14 protein-coding genes are annotated in these 19,152 nt (G+C 36.4%); 4 read left to right on the top strand and 10 right to left on the bottom strand.

Features of this window, described 5'->3' with window-relative positions:
* Positions 1 to 17: 17 nt before the first annotated feature.
* From LJC66_RS09705 to LJC66_RS09690, 4 genes are all read right to left on the bottom strand, one after another.
* On the bottom strand, positions 18 to 1,514 hold the full coding sequence (locus LJC66_RS09705) for a CoA transferase (RefSeq protein ID WP_230932432.1): 1,497 nt from the start codon (positions 1,512 to 1,514) through the stop codon (positions 18 to 20).
* A 243-nt stretch (positions 1,515 to 1,757) separates the two neighbouring features.
* A complete protein-coding gene (locus LJC66_RS09700; protein WP_013082790.1) occupies positions 1,758 to 2,003 on the bottom strand; it encodes a DUF2164 domain-containing protein in 246 nt (81 codons plus the stop codon).
* Between the two features lie 118 nt (positions 2,004 to 2,121).
* A complete protein-coding gene (locus LJC66_RS09695; protein ID WP_195694466.1) occupies positions 2,122 to 3,486 on the bottom strand; it encodes a glycoside-pentoside-hexuronide (GPH):cation symporter in 1,365 nt (454 codons plus the stop codon).
* Between the two features lie 95 nt (positions 3,487 to 3,581).
* Positions 3,582 to 5,531: a beta-galactosidase gene (locus LJC66_RS09690; RefSeq protein WP_230932431.1), complete on the bottom strand. Its 1,950-nt coding sequence runs from the start codon at positions 5,529 to 5,531 to the stop codon at positions 3,582 to 3,584.
* Positions 5,532 to 6,575: 1,044 nt separating this feature from the next.
* Here LJC66_RS09690 and LJC66_RS09685 point away from each other — a divergent pair.
* Complete coding sequence (locus LJC66_RS09685; RefSeq protein ID WP_043981948.1) at positions 6,576 to 6,770, top strand: twin-arginine translocase TatA/TatE family subunit; 195 nt, start codon at positions 6,576 to 6,578, stop codon at positions 6,768 to 6,770.
* A gap of 109 nt (positions 6,771 to 6,879) precedes the next feature.
* Complete coding sequence (locus LJC66_RS09680) at positions 6,880 to 7,971, top strand: AI-2E family transporter (RefSeq protein WP_016763781.1); 1,092 nt, start codon at positions 6,880 to 6,882, stop codon at positions 7,969 to 7,971.
* Between the two features lie 61 nt (positions 7,972 to 8,032).
* Here LJC66_RS09680 and LJC66_RS09675 read toward each other — a convergent pair whose 3' ends face one another.
* A complete protein-coding gene (locus tag LJC66_RS09675; RefSeq protein WP_230932430.1) occupies positions 8,033 to 8,383 on the bottom strand; it encodes a VOC family protein in 351 nt (116 codons plus the stop codon).
* A 376-nt stretch (positions 8,384 to 8,759) separates the two neighbouring features.
* Here LJC66_RS09675 and LJC66_RS09670 point away from each other — a divergent pair, with 376 nt between their 5' ends.
* Together LJC66_RS09670 and LJC66_RS09665 are read left to right on the top strand one after the other, a co-directional pair.
* Positions 8,760 to 10,190: a hypothetical protein gene (locus LJC66_RS09670; protein WP_014460532.1), complete on the top strand. Its 1,431-nt coding sequence runs from the start codon at positions 8,760 to 8,762 to the stop codon at positions 10,188 to 10,190.
* 898 nt (positions 10,191 to 11,088) lie between these two features.
* Positions 11,089 to 12,228: a hypothetical protein gene (locus tag LJC66_RS09665; RefSeq protein ID WP_230932429.1), complete on the top strand. Its 1,140-nt coding sequence runs from the start codon at positions 11,089 to 11,091 to the stop codon at positions 12,226 to 12,228.
* Between the two features lie 574 nt (positions 12,229 to 12,802).
* Here LJC66_RS09665 and LJC66_RS09660 read toward each other — a convergent pair.
* The 5 genes from LJC66_RS09660 to kdgD form a co-directional block, all read right to left on the bottom strand.
* On the bottom strand, positions 12,803 to 13,507 hold the full coding sequence (locus LJC66_RS09660) for a FadR/GntR family transcriptional regulator (protein ID WP_230932428.1): 705 nt from the start codon (positions 13,505 to 13,507) through the stop codon (positions 12,803 to 12,805).
* Between the two features lie 218 nt (positions 13,508 to 13,725).
* Complete coding sequence (gene gudD, locus LJC66_RS09655; protein ID WP_230932427.1) at positions 13,726 to 15,099, bottom strand: glucarate dehydratase; 1,374 nt, start codon at positions 15,097 to 15,099, stop codon at positions 13,726 to 13,728.
* 36 nt (positions 15,100 to 15,135) lie between these two features.
* The gene (locus LJC66_RS09650; protein WP_230932813.1) at positions 15,136 to 16,509 is read right to left on the bottom strand and encodes an MFS transporter; all 1,374 of its coding nucleotides are present in this window, start codon (positions 16,507 to 16,509) and stop codon (positions 15,136 to 15,138) included.
* 118 nt (positions 16,510 to 16,627) lie between these two features.
* Positions 16,628 to 18,094, bottom strand: coding sequence for an alpha-ketoglutaric semialdehyde dehydrogenase GucD (gene gucD / locus LJC66_RS09645; RefSeq protein WP_025751967.1), 1,467 nt, complete (start codon positions 18,092 to 18,094; stop codon positions 16,628 to 16,630).
* A 39-nt stretch (positions 18,095 to 18,133) separates the two neighbouring features.
* Complete coding sequence (gene kdgD / locus LJC66_RS09640) at positions 18,134 to 19,066, bottom strand: 5-dehydro-4-deoxyglucarate dehydratase (RefSeq protein WP_047751151.1); 933 nt, start codon at positions 19,064 to 19,066, stop codon at positions 18,134 to 18,136.
* Positions 19,067 to 19,152 lie beyond the last annotated feature (86 nt).

Raw genomic sequence — 19,152 nt, 5'->3', positions numbered from 1 at the left:
GTCTCAGCCTCTTGTTATCACAACCACTCTGGGCGTGAAGAACCTCGAGGAACCAGAACCGTTTTATATTCCCCTGGAGTTTCCGCCATTTCGATTTGTTCTGTAAGCCCTTGGTACAATCCTAAAGGTGTTTGGGCCGTAAAGAGATCCGGTGCAATGTACTCATGCTTCTCTGACGAACCAGCTGTTTGATGAGCGTACGCTTTCTCATAGATGCCCATTGATAAAATCCATAAAGATACGCGATCTAATGATACACGCACGCGGTAGCTGCCTCCTTCTTTTGCTCTTCTTTCCAGTGCCATCAAAGCACCGACTTCAAGCAGCCAAGAAACCGCATAATCATTGACCACTACAATAGGAGGCAGCTTAGGATTTTCTGGCGATCCTTCTAACGTCATGACTCCCGTTACGCTTCCCGCTGTTTGGTCAAATCCATTTCTTTTTGCCCACTCTCCTTGCGTTCCATGCAGGTTGACCGTGCAGTGGATGATTCCTGGTTTTAGTTCGGCACACTCTTCAGCTGTTAGACCGTATCTCTCTAGAAATCCGTATCGACGGTTCGCAAAAAAGATATCTGCTTCTTTTAGAAGTTCAACCATTTTTTCTTTTCCTTCTTTTTCACCGATATCCAGCGTTGAAGAGCGCATACCGATATTAGATGTAGCGTAAATCGTATCATGCTCCCAATCCGTTGGCTTCCAAATATTTAAGACGTCCGCACCGTGTAAAGCAAGAGCTCTACCAAATCCTGCTCCTGCAATAACATGACCAAGGCCTAATGCTCGAACACCATCTAGCGGCGTTTTAGGATTCTTTGAAAAAGGAATCGGCTCACTTTCTCCAATCTTTTCAATTTCAATTAAAGGAAGCTGCGCTACTTCTTCATACACGGGTTCTTTCATAAACTCTTCAATTGTCCGCACAACAGGCATGATAACTCCTCGCTCCGCTGCAGCTTTTTCTAATTCTTCTGCATTCCAACCGCGAATGGCTTTTGCCACTGCATCAGGGTCTTCTATACAATTTAACAGCTTTAGCGTTTCATGCTTAGAGCGTGGATATGGATTCAGCGGCATCACCCATTTGTCATCTTTTGTTTGATAAAAGCGAAAGCCTAATGGGTTATATGGATCATTTGCTTTACTTGGTGCGTACCCATTAAGCTTTTCCCATTTTTTATCGTAAAAAGGTGATAACCTTCGGATCGCTTTTCGTAAATCCATATGAATATCTTGACCTTTTCCCCCGCGTATTCTCCAAATTTTTGAGACAGCTACTGATTTAGCAACTAGTGCAATAGCTGCTGCTGAGGCAAGGCGCAGCGTACTAGGAACAATCGGATCTTCTCCGTAAAACGTAATGCTTCCTCCGCTGTCTTTTGCTGATAAGCCGACTCCTTGAAGCACATTTTCTAGCTCTTGATAGATATCAAAATCACTATTATCTGTTAAACGATTTTCATTTGCTTTCACAATAGATTTTGTTAGCTGATCTTTCGTAATGTTGCTCACGTATAGTCCCTTCTTTCCTCATATAATTACCTCATTATGTCCCTGCTTGCTGAAGTTATGCCCTCATCGAGTTAAATCAAAACACTCCTAATATAACCTTTACGTTAACGTTAATATTATCTTAAAACGAATGTATCATATATCACTCATGCGAACAAATAATTTGTTTCACAGACAAACAAAAGCGCTTTATGTTTTTGTACATAAAACGCTTTTTTCCTATTTCATATTTTCTTTTTCGAACTACTTTTCAATTGGTTTTTTTAATGCATGTAAATTTTCTTCTGCAGAAAGCATGACTTGGTTCATAATATCTTCTGCATCTTTAATTGCTTGGTTATAAAAGTGAGGACCGATATGTTCTTTAATAAACTCTAATACATTTTCTGCTGCAAATTCACTGATTTCTTCATCTCGTTCGTTATAAAAAAACGTTTGAATTTCATTCAGCATTTTATCTTTGTCTTCTTTTGAAAAATTAATAAACATAAACAAAACTCCTCTTTACATTGATATCTGTCTACCTGACATCATAGCAAGAGGAGCTGAGAAAATGCAGTCTTTTTTTCTTGTTGTTTTTGTGTACAATGCTTATGCTAATTTTTAATTAGCTAGACACTTTCATAGCCGGTTTTTCTTTTATGCGGCCTGAGCGCTTTTTCATATCTTGTAAAATTTCTAAATATCTCTTTTCCGTCAACTCATATTTTGCGAGTGGGACAAGTGATAACAAGCAAAGGATGCCTGGAATGATCGTAAAGATTAAAGCAATCCAAATGAGTGTGCTGTGTGACTGAATTTGATTTGGCACGTACCCTACTGCTGAAAGGATGTACCCGCCTACTGCTCCACCCACTGCTGAAGCAACCTTTGTTTTGAAAATATTCGTAGAAAACACCATTCCTTCCGCTCGGTTCCCCGTTTTCCACTCGCCGTATTCTACACAGTCAGCGAGCATAGATGTTTGAGCAATGTTGCTAACTCCACCGCCGAAAGAAGCTAAAAAGCTTAAAACCATTACCGGCATAACGTGAAAACCGGTTACAAACATTGTAAGAGTGGCTACAGCATTTAGCGCAATTCCCCCTATTGCTGCGCGTTTCTTTCCAAATTTATTTGAAATGAAAGGAGACGCAATCGCTCCTACAATTTGTGCTGTAAAAAATAAGGTTAAATAAAGAGACGCGATATTCTCTGCATTTAAATTGTATTTAAAATAGTAAATAGAAAACGTAGTTCGAATTGTTAAAATCGTTTCAACTAAAAGCATCGAGAAAATTAGATAACGCAACGGTTTATTTTGAATAAATAAGTTCCAAACTGCTTTTGGCGTCTGCTTTTCCTGTCTTTTTACGGTATAGTTTTCTTTTACTCCTGAAAATGTAATAATCATTGTAATCATTAAGATACACGCATAAATAAGACTAAGCATAAACCAGTTTCCAAAATAATGAGCTAATGGAAGAGTTAATAAACTAGCAAATAAAGACCCTACTGCTGCAATGGTTCTAGGAAACGCCACTACTTTATTTCGTTCTTTTACATCTTGTGTAATCGTTGCTGAAAGCGACCAATAGGGAATATCCATAATAGCAAAGCTTGTTCCCCATGCGATATAGGTGATATAAGCGTAAATTAATTTTCCTGTATGAGAAAGATCAGGACTAATAAAACACGCGACTGTAGCAACAGCTGCAAAAAATCCGCCTATTAAAAGATAAGGCCTAAACTTACCAAATCTCGTTTCTGTATTATCAACAATCATTCCGATAATAATGTCTGCAATCCCATCCCATATCCTAGCAATAAGAAATAAAGTTCCTACAGCTGCGGCATTTAATCCTACGCTGTCCGTATAAAAAATCATTAAATATGTACTTGTTAATGCATAAATAATATTGTTTCCAAAGCTTCCCATTCCGTATGATAGTACGGTTTTCAGAGAAACTTTTGACTGTACCCCCATGCTCATATAACCTAACTCCCTTCTCCTATAAAACGCTTTCATATCATATTATGAGTGACTAGAATCTCATTGCTTTATGAGATTCTAGTCTCCTGTTGCTGCTACATGTTTTCTACAACTCGACTTTCGTAAGGCTGCAGAACAATATCTTTAAATACTTTTACTTCTGGCGTATGGTTCATAAGGAAGTAATAACTTTTCTCTCCAAGCTTGCGAGGATATACTTCAACTCCATCTTCACTTTCCGTATGCTCAATCTGCTGCTGTTTTACAATATCAAGCGCAATTTTTTCAAACGTTTGCCCTTCAATTCCACAGCCTACATAATAAACCGTCCCGCGACCAAACTGATTTTTTGTTACAGCGGCTTGATTATAGAATGGATCATCATACTCATACAGCACTTCAGCTGTTACAGGTGTGACAATGTCTCTCCACACGGACGCACTTGACTGTTCTCCTTCATACGGTCCTACCCCTTTAATGGCTGCTTTTTGAGTAGAAGACAGTGCTTCCACTTCATGAATTTCGATGCCTGTTATTTCTTTTACATATCCAGGCAGCGTCTGTTTAAAGTGAATATTATTTTGTTTGTCTTTAATGCCGGTTCTAAACGTAAAAACGATGACGCCTCCGTTTTTAGTAAATTCAGTAAATCTCTTGCCTAGTTCTTCATCAATTATTTGCAAAGCTGGAACAACCAGTACTTTATAGCTTGAAAAATCTCTCGCAGCAGGAATAACATCAATAGGTGTATTCAACTTATAAAACGGTGTATATCCTCTAAGAAGCTCTTGCGTAAAGTCAAATCCTTCACTTTGCTGCTGAAAGCGCCATGACCATATATTTTCATAGTCATACAAAACGGCAACATCGGATTTAATATCAGACTCGAGTACATGTTCATAATGAACGATTTCACTAAATAACGACTGAACTTCTTTGTAGCGTCTTCCATAGTGATTATCGTGACCTACAACTCCATAGCAGTACTGCTCGGCTCCTCTTGTCATTCCCCGCCAACGGAAATACAGCATATTCGTACATCCATGAGCAAAAGCCTGATAAGACCACATCTTTGCCTGGTTAGGTCGCGGAAGGTAACCGATGACATCATGACCTTGAGCGCCCATTAACTCCTCTACAATCCAGAAGTTTTTATGCAGCAAACCTCTATTAAAATCATGCCCTAGTGCAATATGAGCTGGGGTAATTGGCTCTGTTTGACCGCCCCATACCGGATAATTGTCATAAGATACAAAGTCCATTACTTCTAGATTTTCTTCATGATCAAACCATTTATCAAAAAAGCCCCCTGATACGTTTGTTGTCAACAGCTGGTGATCACCTTTATATTTCTTCACAATTGCTGTTTGTTCGTGAGCGTATCTGTTTAACGAAAAAGAGCGAAAGCGCGCCCAGTCAAGCTTTAACGAAGGGCTGTGGGTCGTAATTGTTTTTACAGGCATAGGCACTTCAGTAAACTCGTTATATGTTTGTCCCCAGAAAATAGTCCCATACTTTTCATTTAGCTCATTAATATCTTTATATTTTCTTTCCAAAAACTGCTGAAACTCTTTATGACATTGTTCGCAGTAACACATGTCACTACCTTCATGGCCAAATTCATTATCAACTTGCCATGCTACAATTGCGTCTTCTGAGCTGTATTGTTTTACTAATTGTTCTGTAATCTGAGCGCTATACTTCCGGTAAAGAGGCGAATTAAAACAATATTGACGTCTTCCTCCGAAGGCTCTGACCGCCCCATTTTCATCTTTCGATAAAATAGAAGGATGCTGTTTCGCAAGCCAAGCCGGAAAAGTGGCAGTAGGTGTACCAAACATAACATCAATATTTTGTTTTTTAAGCTTATTGATAACGCTATCAAAAAAAGAAAAGTCATATTCACCTTCTTTAGGCTCCATTAGATGCCAAGCAAACTCTCCTATTCTCACCATGTTTGATCCTAGCTCTTTAATGCCTTGGATATCTTCTTCTATCATATTCTCTGGCCAATGTTCAGGGTAATAATCGACACCGATGTACATTTTTCTCTACTCCTATCTATTTCTTTATTTCATTAAATGAACGATTTGCTGCTACTTATTAAGGTCTACTCGGAAACGGTGATCAAAAGCAAAAAAATCACATTTATTTTCTTCATAAATAAATCTCTATTCAACTTTCAAGATACATACTTCCTAATCTTTTAAAACGCTTACAAGTTTATTTTATGAACTTTATTCAAAATATTCAATGGTAAAAATTTAGAGAAAAACATCCTTTTTTTGCTCTTTATTAAAATAAAGAATAAAACGCTTACAAAGACAAAAGTTTTTATAATTCTTTTATATATCTTCCCTCACACTTCCCATATCCACATTTAGGTAATAAATTGCTTAGAAAACAATCGGTAAAAGTAATTTCTTTCATACATGTTATCTATCAATTAGTAAGAGTCATTTGACTTATCTATAAGATAGGAAAAATTACAGAGCAGGTTTTTACCATTATTAACACATTAAACCTACGTTCACCATCACAACAAAAAAAGACCGCACAATTAATCGATAATCTCGATTAATTGTGCGGATACTTCTTGGGCTAAGATACTTTTGTTCCATCTTTTACTTGCAGCTGCATGAACACACACCTTTTACCGGTTTGTGTTCATGCAGCTTCCATTTATACAAAGCTCTTCAAACACAGGATCACATTTTCCATTAATAATGGTGTTGCAACATGCTGGAAATTAGAATGACGAATCGTTAGGTTTGTGACAGGAGAACGTTCATAGGCTCGAATCCACAAGCCGTATTTGCCTCCGTTGCTTTGCAAATTCTTATGAAGACTCTTTTACATGAAGCTTATACAGGGGTAATAAGGCGAACGGCTGTCTTTAATGCTATAATTAATTTCGTATGCGAAATATCACTACTAGCATTTAAATCGTACATAGCCGCTGCACCTTGTTTTCGTATCATTTAAAATAAAGGAATTTTAAAGAGAAAAGTGAATAGTATAAACATGCACTTTATTTACTATCTCTTTTTAATTTTCATATATTCATTGCTTTTAAAGGAGAGGATATCATGCCAGGAGCCACAAGCATGGTCGTAATCGGGATTACTGCCTTAATTGTATTTGGACCAAGTAAATTGCCGGACATAGGACGAGCATTTGGACATTCCCTGCGAGAATTTAAAAATGCAGCAGAAGGAATTATACAGGATGACGACAAAAAAACTCCAGAGGATACTACTGAAAATAAAGAGGAAAAATCCTAATTTTCATGTAAATAAAAGTTATACAGACTAAAAAGCCCACTTTTAACGTGCAGTGGGTTTCTTTTTTGATGTATGATAGTAAAAAATAGTAAAGAAAGAGGGTACCTTTTTGTTTAAATCGAAACTGCATTTTTGGACATTAGAACTATTAATGATTGCTTTACTGATTTACATTTGTAAACATATTTCGTTTGTTTTTCTACCAATCGGTGTGTTTATCTCCACTTTGTTTTTCCCTATTCTCGTAGCTGGTTTTCTTTTCTTTTTATTCGAACCAATTGTGTCATTTCTCACAAGAAAAAAAGTGCCAAAAACACTGGCCATTTTACTATTATATGTTGTTTTTATCGGCGTAATTGCTTCTATTGTAGGCGGTGTGGGACCTACTTTATCTAAACAATTAACTGATTTGGCTAAAAATATTCCGTCTTATATTGTAGAAACGAGAGAGTACATAAATGATTTATCTAACTCAAGATGGTTTAACTGGCTCGTTGAACAAAAATATGTTTCGCTCGATCATATTGAAGAGTCACTTTTAAACTACGCGTCTACTTTACCTACGAATCTTACAAACAGTATTTCATCTGTTTTAAGCGTCGTAACCAATATTACACTTACGGTTGTAACCGTTCCTTTCATTCTTTTTTATATGCTTAAAGACAGCCATAAACTTCGTAAAAATACGCTGCGTATGGTTCCTGCTTCTTACCGAAAAGAAACGTTACGTACAATGAAAGAAACAACAAATACGCTAGCTACTTATATTCAAGGCCAAATGCTCGTTTGTTTGTTTGTCGGTATTAGTACATTCATTGGTTACCTCATCATCGGGTTGCCTTATGCATTGATACTCGCACTAATAGGAGCCCTTACTAATATTATCCCGTACGTCGGCCCTTTTATTGGCGTAGCACCTGCTTTAATCGTAGGTTTATTATACTCTCCTACAAAAGCGATATTAGTAATTATCGTCGTCGTAATCGTTCAACAGCTAGATGGGAACATTATTTCTCCTCTGGTAATTGGAAAGAAATTAAACACTCATCCTTTAACGATTATTATTTTATTGCTTGTTGCGGGTAACATTGCAGGAATACTTGGAATGATCTTAGCGATTCCGGCTTATGCTGTAACAAAAACAATTGTGATAAATATTGTAAGAATGATTCAATTTAGAAACAAATCTGTCAAGCTGTAAAATGCAAAGGCAATACAATAAAAGGACCTTCTCTTGAAGGTTCTTTTATTGTTCCGTAGGTTCAGCATTCACACACCATAAGATGATTTCCATCTGGATCTTTAAACGTAAACCAGTGATTGTGTTCAATTCCTGTCGTTAGCTCTACTTTTTTCTGTCTCATATATTCATAAGCTTCTTTGATATCGTTTGTATTCAAATGAAAAGCTGGCGTTTTAAAAAGCGTATTTTTTGAATAAGTTTTGCTATCTAATACAATTCCGGTTCCATTCATAGGTATCACATATAAATGATCATATAAAGTGTCTCCATCTGCTATCAAACCTAGTATGTCACAATACCAATCTCGTGCTTTTTTTATGTCCTTTACAGGAATAAAAACTGTGCCTACTTCATTTAGTATAGGGTTCATTTATGACCTCCGGTATGGATTTAGTAGTTTTACAAAGTATTCTCTTTTAATCGCTGATAACCTTTTATTTTGAGATGCTTTCTATCAGTCCATTAAACTCGGTAGCAGAATTAGCAGTCTTGCGGACACGGTTATTCTCCATACATAAGCTACACGGCAAATGTAGATGCTTCATGACAAAATGTAGATGACTAAAAAAGAAAATGAGAAAATCTCCCCCTTCTCCTGCTTTGCACGTGTATAATGAAAAATAGACTATAGATAGTAGCCGTCTTTTGTTTGTAGCATCGAACTTTCGTGCATTACAATAGATTTAAAGCCACTATCCAACTAAGAATTAAAATGACTAACTTAAGGTTAAGGAGGTTAGATGTGTATGGATTATTCATCTTTACTCATACGCGAAGTCATTGATAGAGTATCTAAATTACGCCTCTTATCTGTTTATAATGAAAGCATAAAAAGTGATTTAGAAAGCACCATCCTCCCTCTTTATCAGCAGCACTTTGAAAATAAAGATGTAAACGAAGCGTTGAGGATTTTAAAAAAAGACTTTCTCAATCGTACGAAACGCAGATGGTTAGATGCTGCTATACGCGATTATGAGCAAAAAAAGCCTAAGAAGAATAAAGAGCTGATTGGAGAATACAAAGCGCTAACAGCTTATTATAAAACGAACGGAAAAGAACTCTTTTGCAAACAGTTTGAAAACGTATCATCTCCGGAAGAAGTCATTGATAAACGAATTGGTATTCTACGTGAATGGAGTCAAGAAGATAGCTTCTTCTTAACGGATTATCCTTATATTCATCAAAAAACCAAGACTCAGCGAGAAAAAGCAATCCATACGGATATATCTATTATTATTGGGCTGACCATACTGGACCCAAGCTTCCAAAACGGAAATCATAGTATTATTGAAAGCCCTTTTTCAACTGTAGAGAACCCTTTTTTCTCTAACTCAAGAGCAAAGCTTCTCGTCGAGCAACCCCTATTAGAGAAAGAAGGAAAAGAATATTTCTTAAGTACTTATAACTCTGAAGACGGGACAGATTACGAATTGTTAATAGAAAAAGAATACGCTGAAGAAAATGGAAACAAGATTAGTGATTTAGATCGGTTTGATTATAAAGTGTTTTTAGAAATCATGAGCCAGCGCGACGAGTTGTTCGCTACACAGAAAATCATTAACGTAAAAATTGGTGACCTTGTGAAAGCACTTTATAAAACAGACAGTAAGCGCAACTATCAAATGATAGAAGAAAGAATTACAAAAATGAAGCACTACAGCATGACAAAAGTACAGCATAATAAGAAAATTGCCTACGGTATTTTTGACTTTGTGGATATTACTACGATGCCGAACGGAACGCGAATTGCTGAAATTCACGTCAACGAAGTGATATATAGAGACTATATTCAACGCCAAACGGTGCGTATTTATAAAAATAAAGTAGAAAAATTAAGTTTAGACGCCGCTTATCATTTGCTATTCGTTATGCAAAAAGAGCGTCTCATTTGCTATGAAACAAAATCTTCATACAATGTCACAAGAGATTATTTATATTTTTCGACAAGAGTCCGCTTTCGAAAAAGACGAAAAAAAGAAAACCTTGTCGAAATTGAAACAGCCTTAGATGAGCTAGTCGAACAAAAACTAGCTGTCCAATCCTATAAAAGAGTAGGCCAAGTGTTTCAGATTACCTTTATTCCTGTGGGAGAAAGTGAAGTAAAAGACTTATTAGCCGGTGATTACGAATATGCTCCCCTTTCTATTTATCAAAACGTAACAAGTTCTATAGGCTAAAAAAGAATGCCCTTATAATCTTTATAAGGGCATTCTTTTTATCTATCTACTATTAGTTACTGCACTTTTTGCTCCACATTTCCGTGCAAAAGTGTTTTTTTGCTCCAATTCTCCATGTAAACATATTATTTCCCCTGCTAATATGGCAGTTAAACTTCACCTTACTCGTCATTTTGTGAACTTTTTGTGTCTAAAAAAATCGTTATAATTGTTTTTTGCTCCATATTTCCGTGCAAATGTGTCGTTTTTCTTTCTATACTGCATTTACTATAAGTTTGGCTCCAATCTTCCGTGCAAATATGCCACTTTTACATAAATTTTCTTGTGGCAGCGATTTTCCCTCTTCATTTTCTCCAATTTTTGCTCCACATCTCCGTGCAAAAGTGTTTTTTGCTCCAGATTTCCGTGCAAACATGTCATTTTCTTAAAAAAACACTATTTTCTCTGCAAATGTTTGTTTATCCCCTCTGAAAATGTGAACTTTTTGTGTCTCAAAAAGGGCATTTTTCTTTTTTTTGTCCCTATTTTCCGTGCAAATGTGTCACTTTCTTACCTGAATCTTTACTTTTATTATTTTTGCTCCTATTCTCCGTGCAAATATGTCATTTTTACATCAAATTTTTTTTGAATTTGTCGCATTTTGTGTATTTCATCCGTCACAATACGACATTTAGCTTAAGAATGCTGTTTTATCAACGTTTATAAAATATAAAGCTATTTTTGCTCCACATCTCCGTGCAAATATGTCACCTTGTAAATAGATGTTTCATCCCTTGGTATCACTAGTCTTCTTAAAAAATGCACCATTTTCCCGTGCAAATATGTCATTTTACAGCCTATATGACTGTGTCTATACTGTAAAAGACGACGTATATAGTTTTGGAAAGGAGGTCACTACATGAGTATACAAAAGCTGTCACTAAAACGGCACACCCTTATAGCAAATAAGCTGCTGATTGTCATGAGCGGCTTAAATAGAAACACGAAACGAGACAATAGCTATTACTATGAAAAACATTCATTTGGTCTTGCAAAAAACTTTGTAGATATAAAGTGGACAGGTTCTCTGATGAAGCAAATTGTAGCTTACGTAGCCAAATGTAACAGCCAGGGTCATATTTCAATTATTTCTGAGCAAGAACTAGCTAATACAATCCAATGTTCCGTTCGGACCGTTCAAAATAATAATAAGCTTTTAGAAGACTATGACATCATTCGCTGGGATCGTTTATGGGGAGACTATATTCAAGTTTCTTTAAACAACTATTTAGAGGATTTTTTAGATTTACATATAAAAGAAGCTGCTGATGTTCAAAACATATCATATAATTCTGAAATGCTTGACGAAGATCACAATACATATACTTCAAAAGGTGGTTATACTTCTGTTTCGATGGAAGTGATTTATCAACTGCTGGCTATTAAAAATATCAACATGCTGCGCCTGGCTTTACGTGCGTTGTACGTATACGAATCTGATGTAAACGTAAAGAAAGATTCAGAAGCCCTTTTATCTTACACTGAGGTAAAACACATTCTTCCGAAATACATTGGCTATAAAGCTGCTATTAAAGAAATGGCTAGTAAATTGAGTAAAATTTTCCGTATCGATGTACTAGAAAAAGATGATTGTGTCAAAACATTATTAGAAGAAAAGCAGCCAAGAAAATCAATTATTGAAAAAATCAAGGATGGTTTTATTTTAAGTTTCAATTTAACTGGTGCTCATGATAGTAAAAAACAAAAAGAAATCGAAAAAATCCGTGGAGAGCATGCATTTGCTCAGTTTAAGAATTTCTTTAAATCTTTTGGCCATTATTCCATTAAAAAAGAAGATATTCATTCCATTGTGCATGAGTTTGGTTTAGATATAATCGAAAAATCCTTAACGTCCGTTCAGCGTTACTTACAACAAACTTACATAGAAGAAAGTATGGATGCATTTCGACCTCTTGTGCATGAAATGGAGTCAAATTTCTTTACGTATATCCGCAAAATTGCCAACGGGTATTATCAGGCAAAAATTAACGCTCTATAATACTCTTTTTTGTTATGCCTTTTTTTACTCATTTCTACTCTATTTTCCTTCCATTCTTTCTTTCTCTTTCACTTACTAAAACATACATGTCTCTCAGCTATAATAAATACCTCTAAATGATAATGATTTTCGTTTTCGTGAAAAAAATCAACTAAATGAACAAAAAACACAATAAATAAACGTTATTTTCCGAACTACTGCGTAGAAAATATGGCTGTTATAAAAAAATCCTTTATTTTTTCGTGAAAATTCTTGTTGTTAACTGCAGTTTTTTTGATTCCTTAATACCCCTTAAACTCAGTCAGCAGAAGGCTTTTACCAATATAAGTTTTAACAATGTTTATAATCTCTTTAATTTCTTTTTAATCTCTTATAAATGTATAGTAATTTCTTTAAAATAAAGAGCAGCGAATAAATATCATTCATATATCTGGATGCATTAAATTAAAATATATAACTCACTGAAAAAAGCGATCCTATAAAATGGAAAATCTCTTTCTTACTTCATGTATCTGTATCACTTCATAAAAAAACACACAAAACAAATTCTTTACATCTGCTTTGTGTGTTTTTTTTATTTAGTAGGATTATATTGTTTAAGAACTTTATCACGTACATATTTAAGATGATGATACATTTTCTTGAATGCATCATCTGGGTCATGATTAGCTAACGCATCATAAATAGCGGTATGATGTTCTACAGTAAGTGCTGGTTCTCTAAAGGTAATTTCGCTATCTGTTTTTTCATGAGTGAAAAGCAGGGAATTAATCATACCTTCTACCACCGGATTATCCGCGCTAACAGCAATAATTCGATGGAATTCCTTATCCGCTGCACCGTAATTGTTATCTGTGCTCTTTTTTATTTCCTCGATCGTTTCTTTTAACTGGCTTAATTGATCATCGTTTATTTTTTCCGCTGCCATGGTTACTAGGCCCAGTTCTAGTGCCATGCGCGCCTCCACTACTGCAGGTAAATTATCGATTGATAACGCTAACATAACGGAAAAAGGATGTGCTCCTATTTTGTTATTAAAATACGTACCTCCACGAGTTTTTCGTGTAATTACACCAAGTACTTCTAATGCACTCAAGGCTTCTCTCAATACAGGGCGACTTACATTCAGTACGTCTAATAACTCCATTTCAGTTGGCAGTTTGTCTCCTGGCTTTAATTGCCCGCTGACCAATAACTGAATAATACGGTCGACTACTTGTTTTGCCAGCGTATTACGATTAACGGATTCAAATGACACTTTTTTAGTCGAACCACTCATCTTCATCCACCCTTTTCTGAATATTGTTTATTTGTAAGACTAATTATATCATATAGAATTTTTTTATGTATTACCAACCACTACTTCTTAACTATTCTTATTTCTTATCTACATAAGATTATGTATTAAACTGCTCGTTATTATAAAAACAGAAGCTCGAACAAAGACATAGAATTGTTCGAGCTAAAAGCACCCTATAATTATTTTTGAAAAAATTTTTAACGTACCAGACAAGGACGTTTATTATCAAAGCTCCAATTTTTAATTAAATACTGCATAGCTTTTGAATCATCACGTGCTCCTAATTGCATTTTCTTATATAGCTGATGTGCTTGCTCGATTCGTTCTAAATCCACCTCTATGCCAAGTCCTGGTTTCTTAGGTACTGTTACTCTTCCTCCCTCAATTTTAAAAGGATCTTTTGTCAATCGCTGACCATCTTGCCAAATCCAATGCGTATCAATAGCCGTTATTTTTCCAGGAGCGGCAGCAGCCACATGAGTAAACATGGCCAGTGAAATGTCAAAATGATTATTTGAATGTGATCCCCATGTAAGACCCCAATCATGACACATTTGAGCTACACGAACTGAGCCTTGCATCGTCCAAAAATGGGGATCTGCTAGAGGAATATCTACAGCGTTTAACTGGATAGCATGCCCCATTTGACGCCAGTCTGTAGCAATCATATTCGTAGCAGTTGGCAGTCCAGTTGCTCTGCGAAATTCCGCCATTGTTTCTCTTGCTGAATATCCATTTTCGCTTCCGCAAGGGTCCTCTGCATAGGCCAATATATGATGTTTATTTTTACATAGTTGAATAGCTTCTTCCAAAGACCAAGCTCCGTTGGGGTCTAAGGTAATGCGAGCTTCAGGGAATTTTGCAGCTAATGCTGCTACCGCTTCTATTTCTTGCTCACCTTGAAGTACACCGCCTTTTAATTTAAAATCATTAAATCCATACTGCTGATGAGCTGCCTGTGCAAGTTTTACAATTGCTTCAGGAGTCAGAGCTTCTTCATGACGAAGTCGGAACCACTCCACTTTTTCATTTTCACCACCTACATACTCCAAGTCGGTTTTTTTGCGATTTCCAATATAAAATAAATAACCTAGCATTTCCACATATTCTCTTTGTTGTCCTTCTCCTAATAATGCTGCAACTGGTACATCAAGAAATTTCCCTACTAAATCTAATAACGCCGCCTCCAACGCTGTAACAGCATGAATAGTCGTCCGTAAATCGAATGTTTGAAGGCCTCGCCCTGCCATATCTCGATCTTCAAATTTTTTACGTACTGTATTTAAGATGTTATTATAATTTCCGATTGATTGACCTACTACAAATGTTTTCGCATCTTCAAGCGTTTGACGAATGTTTTCACCTCCAGGTACCTCTCCCACCCCTGTGCTTCCGGTACTGTCTTTTAAAATAACAATATTTCGAGTAAAAAAGGGACTGTGAGCTCCGCTGAGATTAAGCAGCATACTATCATACCCAGCCACTGGTATGACCTGCATATCTATAATTTGAGGCGTAGACGATTTTTTTTCGTTTTGAATTTCACTATTTGTAAGGACATAATTGTTCATGATTTCCACTCCTAATTTAGGTTTTATTGTATCCGCTTACATATTATACGTACTTTCATCCTTTGCGGGGATATTCTTTAGTTCTACTCGTTTAATCTCTCCCACTAAAAGAAGATAGCAGAGAATAGCTACAAGAGCGTTAGCGCCCACAAAAACCAATGCTCCATTAAAAGAGCCTGTTGCATTGACAATGTACCCAATAATAATAGGTGTTGTAATAGAAGCAATGTTTCCAAATGTGTTAAAAAGCCCGCCGCTTAAACCCGCTATTTCTTTAGGGGAAGTGTCAGCCACAACAGCCCATCCTAATGCTCCAAATCCTTTTCCAAAAAAAGCAAGTGACATAATTACTACAACAATCCATTCAGCATCTACATAATTGCAAGCAACCATGCTACAGGAAAGCAACATGCCAATAACGATAGGTGTTTTACGTGCAAACGTTAATGAACGACCTCTCTTTAAAAAGAAATCAGATACAATTCCCCCTAACACCCCTCCTAAAAATCCGCATATAGCAGGTAGAGAAGCAATAAATCCAGCTTCCAAAATTGACATTCCGCGTGCTTGAACTAAATAAACGGGAAACCATGTTAAAAAGAAATAAGTGAGCGTCGTAATACAATATTGTCCAATATAAACCCCTAACAACATTCTGCTCTTAAGAAGTTGTTTAATTTGATTCCATCCCGGGCCGGTATTTTTCTTTTTTTCTATTTTTTTATCATCCATATCAATGAGCCCGCCGCCCTGCTGGATATAATTTACTTCTCCTTTTGTAATGCGAGGATGTTTGCTTGGACTGTAGATCACTTTCATCCAAACAGCAGCTAAGATTACCCCTAAGACACCCATAATAATAAATACAAAATGCCAGCCGAACCTGTGAGTGAGCCATGCCATAATAGGCGAAAATAATACTAGTGCAAAATACTGAGCCGAATTAAAAATCGCAGAGGCTGTCCCCCGTTCAGATTTTGGAAACCAGGCCGCTACAATACGGCTATTTCCTGGAAAAGAAGGGGCTTCAGCTAACCCAACCATAAAACGAAGCGTAAATAAGATAATTATAGCAGCACCGCCACTAAAAAAGCCGATAAATCCTTGAAAAAAGGTAAAAATAGACCAAAAAAATACACTGCATGCAATGATTATCTTTGATCCGAATTTGTCTAAAAACCAACCTCCAGGAAGCTGACCAATTACATAAGCCCATCCAAATGCTGAAAAAACATACCCCATTGAAACTGAATTTAAGCCTAATTCTTTTTGAACAGAGTCTCCTACAATGGACAGCGTCGCTCTATCCGCATAGTTAATCGTTGTCAAAACGAAAAGCATAAATACGACAAACCAGCGTACATGGCTTTTTTTGCTGCTTTCCGCTTCCAATTTTGGTTTAGCTTGCATAATCACCTATTCCATCCCCCTCTTATCGTTTTGTTCTTTTCCTATGTTTATCTCTCTTAAAAAGAAGGAATTTTCCTCCTTTTCAAGAGAATAAAAGGTCATAATACAATAAAGGTACTTAACTTTTTATAAAAACAGTTTTAATAGCAGTGAAAAACTCCTTAGCAGCCTCCCCTTGTTCTCTAGAGTGAGAACTTGATTGTTTCATGCCTCCAAACGGTGCCTGAAGTTCAACGCCTGCGCTTTCCGAGTTAATTCGAATAAGTCCAGCATCCATTTCATTAATAAATGAAAGCATATGAGAAATATTTGTAGTGAAAATAGAAGCGCTTAGCCCATATTGAACATCGTTAGCTAGTGCTAATGCTTCCTCGATGGATTCTACTTTCATCAGCGCTATGACAGGACCAAAAATTTCTTCTTGTGAAATCGTCATATTCGATTCTACGTTTTCAAAAATAGTAGGTTCTACGTAAAATCCATTTTCGTATTCCCCGTCAGTTAACTGACGTCCTCCGTATAAAAGAGTTGCACCTTCACTTTTTCCTTTTTCAATATATGACAATACGGTCTGTAACTGATTTTCGCTTGCACATGGCCCCATCCACGTTTCCACGTTTAACCCTTCTCCAACGGTAATTTCTTTTGTTTTTGCTAATAGCTTTTGTTTGAATTTTTCATATACCTCGTGCTGAACAATTACCCGACTAGTCGCAGTACATTTTTGACCTGTCGAACGGAATGCCCCGCTGATTGTACCTTCTACTGCTAAATCTAAATCTGCATCCGCCGCTACAATTACAGGGTTCTTCCCCCCCATTTCTAACTGATATTTAGCTCCTCGAACGAAAGCCTTTTGACCAATTTGTTTACCTACTCGATCGGAACCTGTAAATGTAATCGCATTAATTTCTGGATGTTCAGCAATAGCTTGACCAATGATTGACCCTGAGCCAGTAATCATGTTTACTACACCCGCTGGAATTTTTGCTTCTTCAAAACATTCGATAATCTTAGCACACGTAATAGCTGTTTCGGTAGCTGGTTTAATTATGATAGTGTTTCCGTAGACAAGTGCCGGAGCTATTTTCCATATAGGAATAGCAATAGGAAAGTTCCATGGGGTGATAACTCCAACAACGCCTAACGGCACTCGAGATGTAAACATCAATGCTTCAGCATCGGTAGAAGGAATTACATCTCCCATTTTTCTCATACCTTCTCCCGCATAGTATCGAAGAATAGCTATTCCGCGAGCTGTTTCTCCTTTTGTTTCAGACAAGGTTTTTCCCATTTCACGGGTAGCGCATTCCGCAATTTCATCTAGTCTATTTTCCATAATATCCGCAGCTTTGTGAAGGTACTGTCCGCGAGCTGCGCCTGACAAGCGCTTCCATTTTTCTTGAGCTTGTTGAGCTGCTTTTACCGCTAGATTTAAATCTTCAAGAGTTGATTTTTGTACATATCCTACAGCCTCTTTCTTGTTGGCTGGGTTTAGACTTTCCATCATCTCTTGAGACGATGATGGCACGCCTTTTCCGTTAATAAAATTTAAATATTGTTTGTTTTGAACACTAATTGTCATATGAACTCTCCTTTTTATAAAGCGTTTACATTTTATTGGTTAAGATAAAACTTGTTTAGAGGATTTAGGATATTGATCAAATGCTCGTGTTAAAATCTTTTCGAGCTGTGCGTAATGTTCTTTATCTACTGAAACAATAGGAGGCCTTACTGTATCTGTAACAGGTAGACCTATAATTTCCATCCCTGCTTTAATCAATGAAACAGCATATCCTTTTTTCTGCTTGCGAATATCGTTAATTGGAAGAATTATATTTTGGTAGAGTTCACTTAGTAACTCTTGATCGTAACTTAATAAAGCGTTGTAAAACATTCTTGATATGTGCGGAATATAGTTAGAGATTGCTGACGAATAAGAATCAAATCCAATTGGAGCGTATGCTGGCATCGTTACTTCAGCCATTGGCATTCCGTTTAGCCAGCTTAGTCGTTTCCCTAAAGACTGGGTTAATTCTATATTTAATTCCATATTTCCATATCCGTCTTTTAATCCTACTAATTGGTTTAATTCTGTAAGTTTTTCTAAAGTTGGCAACTGTAAAATGGCATTGTCTCTTTGATAAACAATTGCGTTTAAATGTGTATGCTCAATGATTGCTTTTAGATAGTTGTAAAGGCCTTCTTGTTCACCTTCAATTAAGTATGGAGGTAAAATTAAATAGCCGTCTGCCTGTTTTTCCTCTGAAATACGAGCCCACTCTAAAGCTGTAGAAAGATTACCGCCCACACCTGTATAAACGGGAACTTTTCCGTTGACGACAGATATAGCTACTTCTAACATTGCTGTATATTCTTTTGTATTTAAGGATTGAAATTCCCCTGAACCGCAAGCGATGAAGATAGCCTCTAATCCTTCGTCTAATAAAAATTGAATATTTGTTTCTAAAGCTTTTTCATCTAATTTTCCTTGGTTATTAAGGGGAGCAACGGGAAAACCTAAAATTCCTGTAGGTGCTTTTCTATTCATATTCACATTCATATCCTCCTATAAATTTTCAGATAATTTTTACATTTTTATTGTAAGACAAATTAAATTGTTTGTCAATAAAATAAATAAGC

This window comes from Priestia sp. TSO9 (genome assembly GCF_021029645.1).
GTDB lineage: Bacteria > Bacillota > Bacilli > Bacillales > Bacillaceae_H > Priestia > Priestia megaterium_E.
This window is presented reverse-complemented; position numbering and strand designations above follow the sequence as displayed.